Annotated in this window: 11 protein-coding genes; 9 read left to right on the top strand and 2 right to left on the bottom strand. The window is 66.1% G+C overall.

Translation table 11 applies throughout. The features are described from left to right. Positions 1-12 precede the first annotated feature (12 nt). Positions 13-978 carry an MBL fold metallo-hydrolase gene (locus FHW96_RS16100; RefSeq protein ID WP_172341592.1) on the top strand — a complete coding sequence of 322 codons (966 nt, stop codon included), beginning with the start codon at positions 13-15 and terminating at the stop codon, positions 976-978. An 86-nt stretch (positions 979-1,064) separates the two neighbouring features. On the opposite strand, the gene hcp is transcribed toward FHW96_RS16100, so the two are convergent. Continuing rightward, complete coding sequence (gene hcp / locus FHW96_RS16095; RefSeq protein WP_172341591.1) at positions 1,065-2,705, bottom strand: hydroxylamine reductase; 1,641 nt, start codon at positions 2,703-2,705, stop codon at positions 1,065-1,067. Positions 2,706-2,802: 97 nt separating this feature from the next. On the opposite strand from hcp, the gene FHW96_RS16090 reads away from it, so the two are divergent. The 8 genes from FHW96_RS16090 to FHW96_RS16055 all read left to right on the top strand — a co-directional run bounded on the left by FHW96_RS16090 (position 2,803) and on the right by FHW96_RS16055 (position 13,288). Next, positions 2,803-3,189 carry an Rrf2 family transcriptional regulator gene (locus FHW96_RS16090; RefSeq protein ID WP_172341590.1) on the top strand — a complete coding sequence of 129 codons (387 nt, stop codon included), beginning with the start codon at positions 2,803-2,805 and terminating at the stop codon, positions 3,187-3,189. A gap of 4 nt (positions 3,190-3,193) precedes the next feature. After that, a complete protein-coding gene (locus FHW96_RS16085; RefSeq protein WP_253951008.1) occupies positions 3,194-4,291 on the top strand; it encodes an HPP family protein in 1,098 nt (365 codons plus the stop codon). 89 nt (positions 4,292-4,380) lie between these two features. Continuing rightward, the gene (locus FHW96_RS16080; protein WP_172341589.1) at positions 4,381-5,049 is read left to right on the top strand and encodes a response regulator transcription factor; all 669 of its coding nucleotides are present in this window, start codon (positions 4,381-4,383) and stop codon (positions 5,047-5,049) included. A 10-nt stretch (positions 5,050-5,059) separates the two neighbouring features. Then, complete coding sequence (locus tag FHW96_RS16075) at positions 5,060-6,394, top strand: HAMP domain-containing sensor histidine kinase (RefSeq protein WP_172341588.1); 1,335 nt, start codon at positions 5,060-5,062, stop codon at positions 6,392-6,394. Then, a complete protein-coding gene (locus FHW96_RS16070; RefSeq protein WP_172341587.1) occupies positions 6,391-7,761 on the top strand; it encodes a TolC family protein in 1,371 nt (456 codons plus the stop codon). Before FHW96_RS16075 ends, FHW96_RS16070 begins: the two co-directional genes overlap by 4 nt. Then, positions 7,758-8,726 carry a hypothetical protein gene (locus FHW96_RS16065; protein ID WP_172341586.1) on the top strand — a complete coding sequence of 323 codons (969 nt, stop codon included), beginning with the start codon at positions 7,758-7,760 and terminating at the stop codon, positions 8,724-8,726. Before FHW96_RS16070 ends, FHW96_RS16065 begins: the two co-directional genes overlap by 4 nt. 3 nt (positions 8,727-8,729) lie before the next feature. After that, the gene (locus FHW96_RS16060) at positions 8,730-11,813 is read left to right on the top strand and encodes an efflux RND transporter permease subunit (protein WP_172341585.1); all 3,084 of its coding nucleotides are present in this window, start codon (positions 8,730-8,732) and stop codon (positions 11,811-11,813) included. A gap of 407 nt (positions 11,814-12,220) precedes the next feature. Beyond that, on the top strand, positions 12,221-13,288 hold the full coding sequence (locus FHW96_RS16055) for a hypothetical protein (RefSeq protein ID WP_172341584.1): 1,068 nt from the start codon (positions 12,221-12,223) through the stop codon (positions 13,286-13,288). A gap of 50 nt (positions 13,289-13,338) precedes the next feature. Here the strand turns inward: FHW96_RS16055 and FHW96_RS16050 are convergent, their stop codons facing one another. After that, positions 13,339-14,130: a SapC family protein gene (locus FHW96_RS16050; protein WP_172341583.1), complete on the bottom strand. Its 792-nt coding sequence runs from the start codon at positions 14,128-14,130 to the stop codon at positions 13,339-13,341. Positions 14,131-14,348 lie beyond the last annotated feature (218 nt).

Here is a 14,348-nt window from a genome sequence, read left to right as displayed (position 1 = left end):
AGGGAGACGATCATGGCGAAGAAACTGATGCTGCTGGCGGGCCTGTTGCTGGCCCAGCCGGTGACGGCGCAAACAGCGGCCCCGCAGCCGGCCTACACATGGGTGACGCTGGGCACGATGGGCGGGCCGATGCCGCGGCCGGGGCGCAATGAACCGGCCAACCTGCTGGTCCGCGCGGGCGAGGCGCATCTGATCGACACCGGCGATGGCGCGATGACCGCCATGGCCGATGCGGGTGCGGACTATCCCGATCTGCGCACCATCTGGATCAGCCATATCCATTTCGACCATCTGGGCGGACTTTATGCGGTGCTGGGCCTGCGTCTGCAGACGCGCACGGTCAGGCCGCTGACCATTTATGGCCCGCCGGGAATAAAGGAGATCGTGGCGGGCCTGATCGCCGCGATGCGGCCCAGCGCGCGTTCGGGCTTCGGCATTCCGGGCGAGGTGCCGATTGATCCGGCCGCCAATATCAATGTGGTCGAACTCGACGATGGCGCGGTGGTAAAGCTGGACGCATTCACCGTTCGGGTAGCCACCAATTCACACTATAGTTTTGTTCCCGGCAGCCCCGAAGAGCATACCTATCGCTCGCTGTCCTATCGCTTCGATCTGCCGGGTCGCTCGATCATCTATACCGGCGATACCGGGCCCAGCGAGAAGGTGACGCAACTGGCCAAGGGGGCGGACATGCTGGTGACCGAGATGATCGATCTGGACAATACGCTGGCGCAGATGGATCGCCGTGTGCAGCACATTTCGCCCGAGGAAAAGACGCATATGGCCGAGCATCTGACGCGCCATCACCTGTCGACCGAGGCCATCGGCCAAATGGCGGCGCGCGCGGGCGTGGGCCGGGTGGTGGTCACCCATATCGCCGGGGGCGCGGTGCAGGGCGCCGATCCGATGTATCGCGATCAGATCGGGCGGCTGTTCAAGGGCCCCGTGGTCATCGCCAGGGACATGGAACGGTTCTGATGGGGGGATCTGTCCGGCCATTGCTGCCCTAAGGCATGGCCTAAACTATGGCGGCCCCGATTCTGTCGGGGCCGCCGATCTTTGGCTTATGCCGCTTCCAGCATCCGGGCCAGATCTTCCTTGGCATCGCCGGTCGGGCGGATGTCGAAGTTTTCGACCAGCACGCCCAGCACTTCGGGCGTCAGGAATTGCGGCAGCGTAGGGCCAAGGTGGATCTTCTTGATCCCCAGATGCAGCATGGTCAGCAGCACGGCGGTGGCCTTCTGTTCAAACCAGCTGATCGCGTAATGCAGCGGCAGATCATTGACCCCGCAGCCCAGCGCGCCCGCCACCGCAACCGCCACCTGAATGGCGGAAAAGGCATCGTTGCACTGGCCCATGTCCAGCACGCGGGGCACGCCGTTGATGTCGCCCATATCCTCGCGGTTAAACCGGAACTTGCCGCAGCCCAGCGTCAGCACGAGGCTGTCGCGCGGCGTGGCCACGGCCAGATCGTGGAAATAATTGCGGCCCGGACGCGCCCCGTCACAACCGCCGATCAGGAACAGGTTCTTCACATCGCCCTTGCCGATCATGTCGAGCAAAGTGTCGGCCACGCCCATCACGGTGTTGCGGGCAAAGCCTGCGGGGATGCGCTGTTCGGGCGCATCTTCGGCAAAACCGGGCTGGGCCATCGCGCAGGCGATGGCGGGGGCGAAATCATGGTCTGTCAGATGCGGAATGCCCGCCCAGCCCACCGGGCCTGCGGTGAAGATCCGGTCGGCATAGCCCTTGATTTCGGGATTGATAAGGCAGTTCGAGGTCATCACGATGGCGCCGGGGAAAGCGTCGAAATCGCGCTGCTGGTCCTGCCATGCGCCGCCGTAATTGCCCGCCAGATGGGCATATTTCTTCAGCCCCGGATAGGCATTGGCGGGCATCAGTTCGCCGTGCGTGTAGACGTTGATGCCTTTGCCCTCGGTCTGCTCAAGGATCGCTTTAAGATCGCCCATGTCATGGCCCGACACCAGCAGCGCCTTGCCCGCGATGGGGGTCATGCGCACCATCGTCACTTCGGGATGGCCGAAACGGGTGGTGTTGGCCGCGTCGAGCAGTTCCATCACCTTGAGGTTCATTGCGCCCACCGCCAAGGATTGCGCGATCAGCGCGGCCATGTCGGTCGGGTCGCCCGCGAGAAAGGCCGAGATGCGGTGAAATTCGGCGCAGATCGCCGCTTCCTCATGGCCCAGCACGCGGGCATGTTCGCTGTAGGCCGCCGTGCCCTTCAGCCCATAAAGGATCAGATTGCGCAGTCCCGTGATGCTGGGGCCGTCGCGGTCCATAAAGCGCTGAATCGCGGCAAAGGGGGCGGCTGCGGCCCATTCCTGCGCATCGGCGCCGGGGTTCCATGTGGCCGGTTCGGGCAGGTCCGACAGGTCGGCCCCCGCCGCGATGGCGCAGGCCTTCGCCCGCTCGCGCATCTCCAGCGCCTGTGCGATCAGTGCAGCAAAGCGCCCTGCGTCGAAATTCACATTAGTCAGCGTGGTGAACCATGCGTGGGGGGTGAAGGCGTCCACCTGCGCATCGCGCGCGCCCTTGGCGGCGGCGCGGTCGGCATAGGCCGAAACCCCCTGCATCAGGCGCAGCAGCACGTCCTGCATGTCGGCCACGGTCGCGCTCTTGCCGCAAGAGCCGATTTTGACAGCGCAGCCGCCCTTGTTCGATTGTTCGCATTGGACGCAGTACATGGGGGCTCTCCAGATAAGATGACTTTCAAAGCCCACTTATCGGCGCTCGACAAAGATTCATTTGAGATGAATCAATTTGCCCATTATTGGCGCACCCATGCAATTGACCCGACACACCGATTATGCGCTGCGCCTGCTGATCGCCCTTGCTCAATCGGATGGCTCGCGCATGGCCATTGCCGATGTGGCCGCAGCCCAGGATATTTCGCGCACCCATCTGATGAAGATCGCCAACCAATTGGCCCATGCCGGTTTTATCGAGGCCACGCGCGGGCGTGGCGGCGGCATCCGGCTGGCCCGCGATCCGGCAGACATCAACATCGGCGCGGTGATTTCCGCGATGGAGCCGGATTGCGGGATGGTCGATTGCGCGGGCTGCGCGCTGGTGCGGCGCTGCGGCCTGCCGGGCGTGTTTGCGCGGGCGCGGGGGGCCTTTGCCGATGTGCTGGCGCAATATTCGCTGGCCGATGTGATGGAGGGGTGAGATCATGCGTGCTGCTGTGAACAACCTGCTCCATTGGGGCGGCATTCAAAGCGCGCCCACCGCATCGCGCCTGTGGACGGCGGGGCTGGGGGCGGCGTTTGGCATTCTGGCGGCGGGGCTGGCGATCCGGTTCTGGCCCCAGATGGGATTAGGCCTGCCCTTGCTGATCGCGCCCATCGGCGCCTCGGCGGTGCTGCTCTTTGCCGTCCCGGCCAGCCCGCTGGCCCAGCCCTGGGCGATTGTCGGGGGCAATATGGTTTCGGCGCTATGCGGCATTTTCTGGATGAAGGTGCTGGGCGATCCGGCCTATGCGGCCTGCCTTGCCGTGGCCAGCGCGATCGTGGCGATGAGCCTTGCGCGCTGTCTGCACCCGCCGGGCGGGGCCTGCGCGCTGACCTGTGTGATCGGGGGCAAGGCGGTGGTGGCGGCGGGCTGGTCCTTTGCGCTGGTGCCGGTGGCGCTGGACAGCGCGCTGCTGGTGGCCTTTGGCGTGCTGTATAATTCGGCGGTGCGGGGCAATTATCCCCACCGCGCCGCGCAATATGCCGCGCCGGGGCCTGCGCGGGCGGGCTTTTCGATGGCCGACATCGAATCGGTCCTCTCGCAATATGATCAGTTGCTCGACGTCAGCAGCGAGGATCTCGACACTCTGTTCCGTCAGGTCGAAACCCGGGCCTATCGCCGCTTGCACGGCACGATCCGTTGCGAACAGATCATGAGCGAGGACGGCCTGACGCTGCGGCCCGAGGATGATCTGGCGCGGGCGGTGGCGCTGTTTGGCGGGCATCGGGTCGGCGCCTTGCCGGTGGTCGATGGCGAGGGGCGGCTCGAAGGATTGCTGCGCCTCGACAGCCTCGTCTCGGTGGGCGAAGAGGCGCGGGTGGAGCAGGTGATGGACACTTCGCCCTGCATCGCGGCGGCCGATGCGCCCATCGACGAATTGCTGCCGATTCTGTCGGGCGGGATGTATCACGAGGCGCTGGTGGTGGACGGGCAGGGCCATCTGCTGGGGATGATTACCCAGACTGACCTGCTATCGGCCCTGTGGCGCGGCCATATTGCCGAACAGATCGCCCTGCACGAAGGGGGCAAAGCGAGTTAAGTCACGCGCGATGGTTGGCAAATTGTATCCACCATCGCGCATGGGAATGGGCTATGCGGTGGCCGAAGCCGCTAGTGAGCCTGATCCGCATGAAAATTCTTCTGGCCGAGGACGATCCCGATACGCGCCAATTCGTCGAGGAAGCGCTCGGCGAGATGGGGCATGGTGTGATGGCCACGGCCAGCGGCGCGCAGGCGCTGGATTGGGCGCGCGATTCCGGCGCCGATATTCTGGTGCTCGACCGGATGCTGCCCGATCTGGACGGGATCGCGGTGCTGCGCGCCCTGCGCGGGGGCGGACATGGCATTCCGGTGCTGATGCTGACCGCGCTGGGCCGGATCGAGGATCGGGTCGATGGGCTGGACGCGGGGGCCGATGATTATCTGGTCAAACCCTTTGCCATCAGTGAGCTGGTCGCGCGGATCAACGCGCTGACGCGGCGTACGGTCCCGGTGGAGGCTGGGCCGTGCTTCGGTGGCATCGCGCTCGATCTGCGCACGCGGCAGGTGACGCGCGATGGGCGGGCGATCCTGTTGCAGCCGCGCGAGTTCCGCCTGCTCGAAGAACTGGTGCGCGAGGGCGGGGCCTTCGTTACGCGCAAGATGCTGCTCGAACGGGTGTGGGATTTCCATTTCGACCCCCAGACGAAGATCGTCGAAACCCATATGAGCCGCCTGCGCTCCAAATTGAACGAGGGTTTTGCCGGCGATGCCATCGAAACGGTGCGCGGCATGGGCTATCGGGTGCGCCCATCATGAGTTTTCCGGCATGAGCTGGCTGCGGGCCAGTGCGGCGCGGCGCATCGCGCTGATCGGCTTTTGCGCCTATGCCTTGGCCATGCTGCTGGTGGCGGGCGCGGTCTTTCTGGCCACCCATGCCGCCTTTTCGCGCCAGATCAGCCAAAGCATCGAACATGCCAATGCCGCGCTGATGGCCGAATATCGCGACGATGGCCTGACCGGCCTGTCGCGCGCGGTGGCGATGCAGCACAGCCCCGGCCCGATCTCGCTGGGCACGGCGGTGTTTGCGGCCGACGGGCGGCATCTGGCGGGCAATCTGGCCACCTCCGCCCCCGCGCCGGGCTGGCAGCGGATCACCTTTTTCGATCCCTTGGAAGGCCCTGACACCGCGCGGGCCAAGGTCACGCTGCTGCCGGGCGGCGAACGTCTGGTGGTGGCCGCCGATCTGGAGGATCTTCAGGCCATCGACCGCGCGATCCTGAGCATTTTTGCGGGCGCGATGCTGGTGCTGCTGGGCATTGGCGTGGGCGGGGCGCTGGTGCTGGCGCGCTATTTGCGCTCTAAACTGGCGGTGATCGAGGATACCGCCTCGGCCATTGTCGAGGGTGATTTTGCCCGTCGCGCACCCATCGGCCATCATGGCGACGAGTTCGACCGCGTGGCGGCCTCGCTCAACGCGATGCTCGATCAGATCACCTCGCTGATCGCCAATCTGCGACAGGTCAGCGCCGATCTGGCCCATGATCTGCGCACGCCGTTGACGGGCCTGCGCAACCATCTGGAGCGCATGGCGGCCAATGGGGAGGAACAGGTCGCCATGGCGCTGGCCCGCACCGACGATGTGCTGGAGCTGTTCGAGGCGATCCTGCGCATTTCCGAGGTCGAGGAGGGCAGCCTGCGCCGCGCCTTTACCCGGCTCGATCTGGCTGCCTTGCTGGGCGAATTGTCCGAAACGCTTGATCTGCTGGCCGAGGATGCGGGAAAAAGGCTGGAGACGCGCTGGCATCCGGGGCTGGCGGTGCTGGGCGACCGGCAATTGCTGGCGCAGGTTCTCATCAATCTGGCTGAGAACGCAATGCGTCATACGCCGCCGGGCGCTTCCATCGAAATCTCGGTGCTGGAGCGCGAGGGCCATGTGGCCTTGCAGGTACGCGACAATGGCCCCGGCATTCCAGAGGCCGACCGCGCCCGCGTGCTGCGCCGTTTCGTGCGGCTCGAATCCTCGCGTTCCACCCCCGGCCATGGGCTGGGCCTCAGCCTCGTTGCCGCGATTGCCGATGCCCATGGCGCGGCGCTGACGCTGGGCGATGCGGGGCCGGGCCTGATCGTCACCCTAACCTTTCCGCGAAAGAGCGCGATATGAAATTGCTGAAATTGTCCATGGGGCTGGGGGCTTGCGGCATGCTGGCGGGATGTATGCATGCCCCGCCGGTGCCGGTGGACCTGAATGTGCAGGTTTCCGCCGCCGCCAGCGCCGCCTATGATCCCGCGCAGGTGGCCGCCGCCGCCCGCGCCATGGCTCCCAGTGCCAAGGTTGCCCCCGATGCGCCCGACCGGCTTTCCTTGCTGGTCGCGCTGATGCTCTATGATCCGCGCATCGCACAGGCGCAAAAGGCGCTGGCCGTGGCGATGCGCGAGGCCGCCTCGGCGCGCAAAGTTGGCCAGCCCAGCTTCTCGCTGACCGGGCAATATTCGAACGACCCCACCACCGAGCCATGGCAGGCCAGCCTTGGGGCCAGCCTGCCGCTGGATTACGGCGGGGTGAAGGGCGCGCGTCTGAGGCGGGCCGATGTCGCGGTGCTGATCGCGCGCCATGATCTGGCCGAGGTGATCTGGGCCGAACGCATGGCCGCGCGCGGGGCCTTGATCGACCTGCTGATCGCGCGGATGCGCAGTCCCTTGCTGACCCAGCAGGCCGCGATCCGCGCGCAAATTCTGGACGCCGCGGATGCCCGCCTGCGCGCGGGCGAAGGCGCGGCCATCGAACGCGACAGCGCCCGCATCGCCGCGCGTCAGGCCCAGCGCGCATTGGACGACAATCGCGCCGCCATTGCGGATGCGCGCGCCCGTTTGGCCACCACGCTGGGCCTGCCGCAATCCGCGCTGGTCGATTTCGGCTGGGCTGATTTTGCCGATCCGGCCGCTGTCGCCCCCGTGCCCGATGCCGGGCTGGCCCATGGCGCGGTGGTCGCGCGCGCCGATGTGTTGCGCACCGTTTCGGCCTATGACCAGAGCGAGGCGGATTTGCGCGGCGAACTGGCGCGGCAATATCCGCAAGTCACTTTGCAACCGTCGATGACATGGGCGGGCGGGCCGATGACGGTTCCCTTTGGTCTTGGTCTGTCGATGCCCTCGTGGGACGCCAATCGCGCCACGATCCGCGCCGCTTTGGCCCGGCGCGAGGCGGCGGGGGCGGCGATCCACACCGCCATCGCCAATGCCCTTGGCGCGATAGATACCGCCGCGCAGGAAAGCCGCGCCGCGCGGTTGGCGCAGGCCCATGTGCAGAGCGGCGAATGGCCCGCCGCCATGGCCGCCGCCCGCCGCGCGCAACAGCGCCTTGCCATGGGCGAGACGGCCCGCATCGAGGCGCTGACCATGCAGGCGGGCGCGCTCGATGCTCAACTGACCCTTACCGATGCGCTGGGGCGGACCCAGCGGGCCGATGCGGCGCTGGAAGATGCGCTGCGCCGTCCGCTGTCCGGCCCCGAAATGGAGATCAAGCGATGAAACAGCCCTTTGCCGTGGCAGGCTATATTCTGGGCGGCGCGCTGGCGGGCGCGGCGCTGCTGCATTTCGCCGCACCTGCCGGCGCGCCGGATGCCGATGATGCGCCCAAGAAGGAGGCTGCTGAGCCGGCGGAAGCCGATGGTGCGCTCCATGCTGATGCGGAAAAGATCGGGCTGCAACTGGCCCCGCTGAGTGCGACGACGATCAGCGAGGGGCAGCAGGGCTATGCCCGCGCGATCGATCTGTCGCCGCTGGCCGCGATCGGCGCGGAGATCACCGCGGCGCAGGCGGCGGTGGCAGCATCCGGCGCGGCGGCGGCGCGGCTGAATGAACTGGCGGCGCAGGACGGCAATGCCTCCCGCCGCGAAGCGCAGGCCGCCAGCGCGCAGGCCACCAGCGACAAGGCGCGCCTGACGCTGGCGTGTCAGCGCGTGGCGCTGGAATTTGGCGCGGGGCTGGCGCGGCTGGGCTGCAACGCGATACCGGGTCTGGCGCGTGAGGCGGCGGCCGGAACGCGCTCGGTGATCCGCATCGACATGCCCGCCGGGCCTCCGCCTGCGGGCGCGATGGTCGAAGTGGGCGAGGGCGCGCAGATGAAACGGCTGCGCGTGTTGGGCCCGGCGGTGGGCGGCGATGCGCAATTGCAGACCGCAGGCGTTCTGGCCTTGGCCGAGGGGACGGCCAGCGTTGGCCGCGTTCTGCCCGCGCGGATCGGCGCAGGGGCGGGGCAGGCGGGCGTTTTGGTGCCGCGTGCGGCGCTGGTGCGTTCCGATGGCGCGCTTTTCGTATATCGCGCGCGAGGCAAGGATGGGTTTGAACGCATCGCGCTGAGCGGCGCGGTGGCGGGCGATGCGGGCTGGGCGGTGCCCGTTGGCGCGTTGCATCCGGGCGACCGCATCGTGGTCGAGGGCGCGGGCACCCTGCTGGGGCTGGAACATGCCGCGCCTGCGGGCGGGGATGATTAAGCCATGCTGACCACGATTGTCCGCCAATCCCTGCGCTATCCATGGCTGGTGCTGCTGGCCGCGCTGACCTTGCTGGCCAGCGGGATCATGGTGCTGCGTCAGGCGCCTTTCGACGTGTTCCCCGAATTCGTGCCCCCACAGGCCAGCGTCCAGACCGAGGTTCCGGGCTTTACCCCGCAACAGGTCGAGCAACTGGTCACGCGCCCGCTGGAGGCGGTGATCAACGGGGCCAATGGGGTGGAAACGGTCCGCTCGGAATCGATTCAGGGCCTCTCGGTCATCAATATCACCTTCCGCGAAGGCTCCGATCCCTATCGCGCGCGCCAGCAGGTGTCCGAGGCGCTGGCCGATGCCGCCGCGCGCCTGCCTGCGGGGGCGGGCACGCCGCGTCTGACGCCGCTGGTGTCCTCGACGATGGACCTGCTCAAGGTCGGGCTGGTCAGCGACCGTCTGACGCCGATGCGATTGCGCGAGCTGGCCGAATGGACCTTGCGGCCGCGTCTGTTGGCCGCGCATGGGGTGGCGCGGGTCAATGTCTATGGCGGCGATGAACGCCGGATCGAGGTGCGCGCGCGGCCCGAGGCGCTGCTGACGCGCGGGTTGGCGCTGTCGGATCTGAGCACGGCGGTGAGCCGCGCGGTGGCCGTCAATGGCGGCGGCTTTGCCGATACGCATAACCAGCGCATCCTGATCGATCCGGGTGCCAGCGCGACGACTGCCAAGGCGGTGGCCGATGCGGTGTTGAACCGCGCGGGCGGCGGCACGGTGCGGATTGGGGATGTGGCCGATGTGGCCGATACCGCCGCGCCGCGGTTTGGCGATGCGCTGGTGATGGGGCGTCCGGGGGTCTTGCTGACCGTATCGAGTCAGTATGGCGCCAACACTCTGGACGCCACGGCGGCGGTGGAGCAGGCGCTGGGCGAATTGACGCCTGCTTTGGCCGGCAGCGGGGTTATGGTCTATCCCGCGCTGCATCGTCCGGCCAATTTCATCGAGACGGCGCTCTCGGGCATCGGGCGCGATCTGGTGGTGGGCGCGCTGATGATTGCGGCGGTGCTGTTTGCCTTTATGCGCCGGTGGAAGGTTGTGCTGATCGCGTTTCTGTCGATCCCGCTTTCGCTGGTGGCGGCGCTGCTGGTGCTCAATGCTTTTGGCATGACGATCAATGTGATGACGCTGGGCGGCTTGGCGGTGGCGCTGGGTGTGGTGATCGACGATGCGATTGTGGACATCGAGAATATCGTGCGGCGGCTGCGCGAGGCGGGGGCGGACGTTGATGCGCAGGCCCGCCGCGCCATCATCGAACGGGCCAGCGTCGAGGTGCGCGCGCCGGTGGTTTATGCCACTTTCGTGCTGGGGCTGACCATGTTGCCGGTGGTGTTGCTCAGCGGGCTGCACGGGGCGTTTTTCGCGCCGTTGGGGCTGGCGTTTTTGCTGGCGACCATGGCCTCGCTGTTGGTGGCGTTGACGGTGACGCCGGCTTTCTCGTTGCTGCTGCTGGGCGCGGATGAACATGCAGAGGAGCCGCGCGTGCTGACCCGGTTCAAGAACCGGCATCAGGCAATGGTAGCGCGGATCTGTTCGCATCCGGTGCGCGCGGGCTGGGCGCTGGCGCTGATCGGGGTGGTGACGCTGGGGGGCTTTTATGCCTTGAACAGCGAATTGCTGCCTGCTTTTCGCGAGCGCCATTATGTGCTGGGCATCAAGGGACCGCCGGGCGCGTCGTTTGACTGGATGCGCGCGACAGGGATCAAGATTTCGAAGCAATTGCTGGCTATTCCCGAGGTCTTGAGCGTTGAGGAGCAGATGGGCCGCGCCGAAGCGGGCGAGGATACATGGCCGCCCAGTCAGGGCGAGTTCCACGTGCGCCTTAAAGCCGTCTCGGCGGCGGGCGAGGAACATGCGCTTTCGGAAATCCGCAGGATTCTGGCCGATACGCCGGGGATCGAGAGCGAGGCGACGACCTTCCTTGGCGACCGCATCGGGGAATCGCTTTCGGGCGAAACCGCCTCGATCTCGGTCAGCGTGCATGGCGCCGATCTGGACGAACTGGACCGCGTGGCGGCGCAGGTGGCGGGCGTGCTTTCGGCCACGCCCGGCGCGGTTGAGGTGCGGGTGAAATCTCAGCCCGGCGCGCCTGCGCTGGGGGTGACGCCCGACCCGGCCCGCATGGCGCTGCACGGCGTCAGCGCGGGCGATGCGGGCGATGCGATCCGCGCCACCTTTGCAGGCTTGAGCGCGGGCCAGATCAGCCTTGCCGACCGCACGGTGGATGTGGTCATCAGCGTGCCGCCCGCCTTACGGCAGGACCCGGAAGCGCTGGGCAATGTGATGGTGCGCGGGTCAGGCGGCAGCGCGGTACGGCTGTCCGATATTGCGACGATCTCGTTGGGCACGGCGCGCGCCACCATCGAGCATGAGGGCGGCCAGCGCCGTCAGGTGGTGACCGCCAACGCTGCCGGCGGGGCCAATGTGGGCCAGATCGTCGCCAATGCACAGGCGCAGATTGCCGCGAAGATCAAGCTGCCCCCCGGCGTTTACCTCTCATGGTCGGGCGCGGCCGAGGGGCAGGCGGCGGCCTCGCGGCAATTGCTGAGCCATGTTGCCTTTACCGCGATCGGCATGGTGGCGCTGCTGGTGCTGGCCTTTGGCGGATTGCGTCCGGCGATGCTGGTGCTGGCGGGCCTGCCTTTGGCGATGGCGGGGGGCGTGGTGGCCGTGGCGTTGACCGGGGGCGTGGTGTCGCTGGGCGCGCTGGTGGGGTTCATCACGCTGTTCGGCATTTCAGCGCGCAATGCCATCCTGCTGATTTCCCACGCCGATCATCTGGTGGCCGAGGAGGGGGCGGCATGGTCGATGGACACGGTGCTGCGCGCGGTGCGTGAACGCGTTACGCCGATCCTGCTGACCGCGTTGGTCACCGGCTTTGCGCTGGTGCCGCTGGCGCTGGAAACCGGGCAATCGGGGCGCGAGATTCAGGGGCCGATGGCGCTGGTCATTCTTGGCGGGCTAGCCAGCTCGCTGTTGCTGACGCTGCTGTTGCTGCCTGCGCTGGTGTGGCGCTGGCGGCATAGAACAGCGGCTTGAGCCTTAGGGGGAAAAAGGGGCCCGTGGATGCATGATCCGCGGGCCCTTAGTCATCGGGTCAGGCCAGAGTCGGCCCGAGGGGGTCTTCCGCCGGAGACGGAAAGGTAAACTGCTGCGTGGCCCGGCGGCCGGTTTGGTTCATGGAGCGGTCAAAGCCAGGCGGACCCCGGTGCAAAACTGATGGTGCAGTCCCCTTGTCGCTCCATGAAACGGCTGGCTTTCGCCACCGGCCCGGCGATTGGGCCAGAGCGCACGCCGATGCTAGAGCCGGCTGGCTCATTTTGAAAAAGCGTGGAAAAAAGGCTATTTGATCCTGCGCTCCCTTATCGGCAATTCCACCGATCTGTCATGAGCCCGCCGGGCGCGCGTTGCCCCGATATGGCTAGGTTCCAAAGGATAGGCTGGTTTTGCAATCGCTTCGTTTCCCATGGTCGCTGACGCATATCGCCCGGATGCCGCATCCCGACATCAGCCGCGTGGCCGACGAATTTCTGGCCGCCGGGGGCGAAACCGGAAAGCAGGACGGGGCGATGGCGCGCCGGCATACGCTGGCCACCTATCGCCTTGTCATCCGCCTGTTGACGGAAATGCAGTTGCAGGGCGTGGTGGCGCTGGCGCGGCTGGTGGACCAGGATTATCTGGGCGGCAATGCGCTTGTCGCGCTGCTGGCCGAGGCCGGGCGGTTGCGGCCCGAGGCGCTGGAATCATCGGCCTGTCTGCTGGACCGGCCGATCACGATCCGGGCCATGGCGCGGTCATTTCGTCGCCCCTATGAGACCATGCGCCGCGCGCTGCACCGATTGTCCGAACTTGGGCTGGTGGATCTGCGCGAGGACGGCGTGGTGTTGGCCCAGGGCGTGGTGGAAAGGGCCGAGATCCGCGCATATCTTTCGCACATGCATGACATCATGGTCACTTTCCTGGAGGACCTGTTTGTCTTTGCCCGTCTGCCCGTTCCCGAAATGCTCCGTTCCGATCCGGCCATGGCGGACCATAGGCAAAGGTTGATCAAACTGGCCGCGCTCGATCTGCATCTGCTCTCGGTCGAAGGGATGCAGGGCATTTTCAGCGACTGGACCGGGCTGTTGCTGGCCGCTGCGATCACCGCGGGGAATATCCGCGATGTGACCTATCATCCCCAACTGGCCTTCACCTATGCGGCGGCAGACAGCATCCCGCCGATGGAATTGCGCAGGCCGGTGCTGTTCAGGACGCTGTGCGACACGCTGCCGCTTTGCCCGACCACGGCATGGCGGCGCATCGCGGTGATGAAAATGCTGGGGTCGATCCGCACCATCGACGGCGGGCTGATTCTGGACAGCAAATGGCTGGGCCATCCCGCGCTGATCGCCAATGCCTGCGAACGGATCGAGCGGATGCATGCGATCATCAACCGTATGGTGCAAAGCGGGGTTGCGCTCGATGCGATCGGTGATCTTTATATCCGTGGCCGGGTCGATCCAATCGACCTCTAGGCCAAGCAGGGGACAGGCGGTTTTGAACCAGCCTGCCCCCCAAAAAGGCTTCAGGCCGTCAGCGGCAGCCGTTCCCAATTGGCCTGCGAGGCGATCTGGGCATAGATCGCAGGCAAGGCGCCCAATGTGCGAAGACGCAGGAAGGCTTCATCGGAAAGCTCGGCCAGCTTCTGCGCCGAAATCGTCTGGAATTCCAGCAGCAGCGTCGGCTGTTCTGCCCCCGGCGCGGTGTAATGCGATTGCTGACCCGCCAGCAGGTCATATTCGCGCAGCAAGGCGACCAGATTGCGGGTGCGGCCATCGGCGGCCACATAGGTTTCGCAGAAATCCAGCGCCTGACGCGTGGCCGCGGTCGGTTCGTCGCCTTCAAACAGGGGCGCCGCACCGTCATCGCCCCGCTTGCCCACGCGCGAAGAGGCGTGGTCGAGGCACAGGATCAGGCGGTCCGAATTTTCATCGCGCGCAAAGACGAAAGGATAGCGGCGCAGATAGGCCGGGATATAGGACCCGGCGCGGAACTGGCCATCCACGATGAACTGGTTGCGATCCGCCTCCAGCGAGGTGACGGCATAGGGCTGGGCGTCTTCGCCAAAGAAGACGATGGGGTAATCCAGACCCGCCCGTTCAAATTCATCGACGGTCAACTGCACCATCGGCGCGCTTGCGGCAAAGGCGTAATCGCCCGCCCCCGTCAACACTGCCACGTCGGCATGGGTGCGCGAATGGACTGCGCGTGGCGAGGCATAGAGCGGCAGGCTGCCCGCCACATCGGGCCCTGCGGCCTCGGGTGCCTGGGCGGTTTTGTTCGCGGCCTTGCGGCTCTTTTCCTGCAGGTTGTCCATCTGTGCTGTAACCCCTCCCTCATGGATAGATTGTCGTTTCCGGTATCGCTGCGGGGTCGCTGCTTTGCCGGTTCGATCACGTGTCAGATTACACGGTCGAAATATTTGCGCAATCTTGGGATACCAATGAAATATTGGTGGAGAACACCGGTTTGGCTAAATTTTTTTTATGAACGCGGAACCCGCCCGTGTGCGGATAAAAAATCCATAATAAAAAA

The sequence above is a fragment of the Novosphingobium sp. SG751A genome (genome assembly GCF_013149295.1).
Taxonomy (GTDB): Bacteria; Pseudomonadota; Alphaproteobacteria; order Sphingomonadales; family Sphingomonadaceae; genus Novosphingobium.
This window is presented reverse-complemented; position numbering and strand designations above follow the sequence as displayed.

Excerpts from the sequence above, each read along its gene's own strand:
- FHW96_RS16100 (WP_172341592.1), top strand. The coding sequence starts at position 13 with ATGGCGAAGAAACTGATGCTGCTGGCGGGCCTGTTGCTGGCCCAGCCG.
- hcp (WP_172341591.1), bottom strand. The coding sequence starts at position 2,705 with ATGTACTGCGTCCAATGCGAACAATCGAACAAGGGCGGCTGCGCTGTC.
- FHW96_RS16090 (WP_172341590.1), top strand. The coding sequence starts at position 2,803 with ATGCAATTGACCCGACACACCGATTATGCGCTGCGCCTGCTGATCGCC.
- FHW96_RS16085 (WP_253951008.1), top strand. The coding sequence starts at position 3,194 with ATGCGTGCTGCTGTGAACAACCTGCTCCATTGGGGCGGCATTCAAAGC.
- FHW96_RS16080 (WP_172341589.1), top strand. The coding sequence starts at position 4,381 with ATGAAAATTCTTCTGGCCGAGGACGATCCCGATACGCGCCAATTCGTC.
- FHW96_RS16075 (WP_172341588.1), top strand. The coding sequence starts at position 5,060 with ATGAGCTGGCTGCGGGCCAGTGCGGCGCGGCGCATCGCGCTGATCGGC.
- FHW96_RS16070 (WP_172341587.1), top strand. The coding sequence starts at position 6,391 with ATGAAATTGCTGAAATTGTCCATGGGGCTGGGGGCTTGCGGCATGCTG.
- FHW96_RS16065 (WP_172341586.1), top strand. The coding sequence starts at position 7,758 with ATGAAACAGCCCTTTGCCGTGGCAGGCTATATTCTGGGCGGCGCGCTG.
- FHW96_RS16060 (WP_172341585.1), top strand. The coding sequence starts at position 8,730 with ATGCTGACCACGATTGTCCGCCAATCCCTGCGCTATCCATGGCTGGTG.
- FHW96_RS16050 (WP_172341583.1), bottom strand. The coding sequence starts at position 14,130 with ATGGACAACCTGCAGGAAAAGAGCCGCAAGGCCGCGAACAAAACCGCC.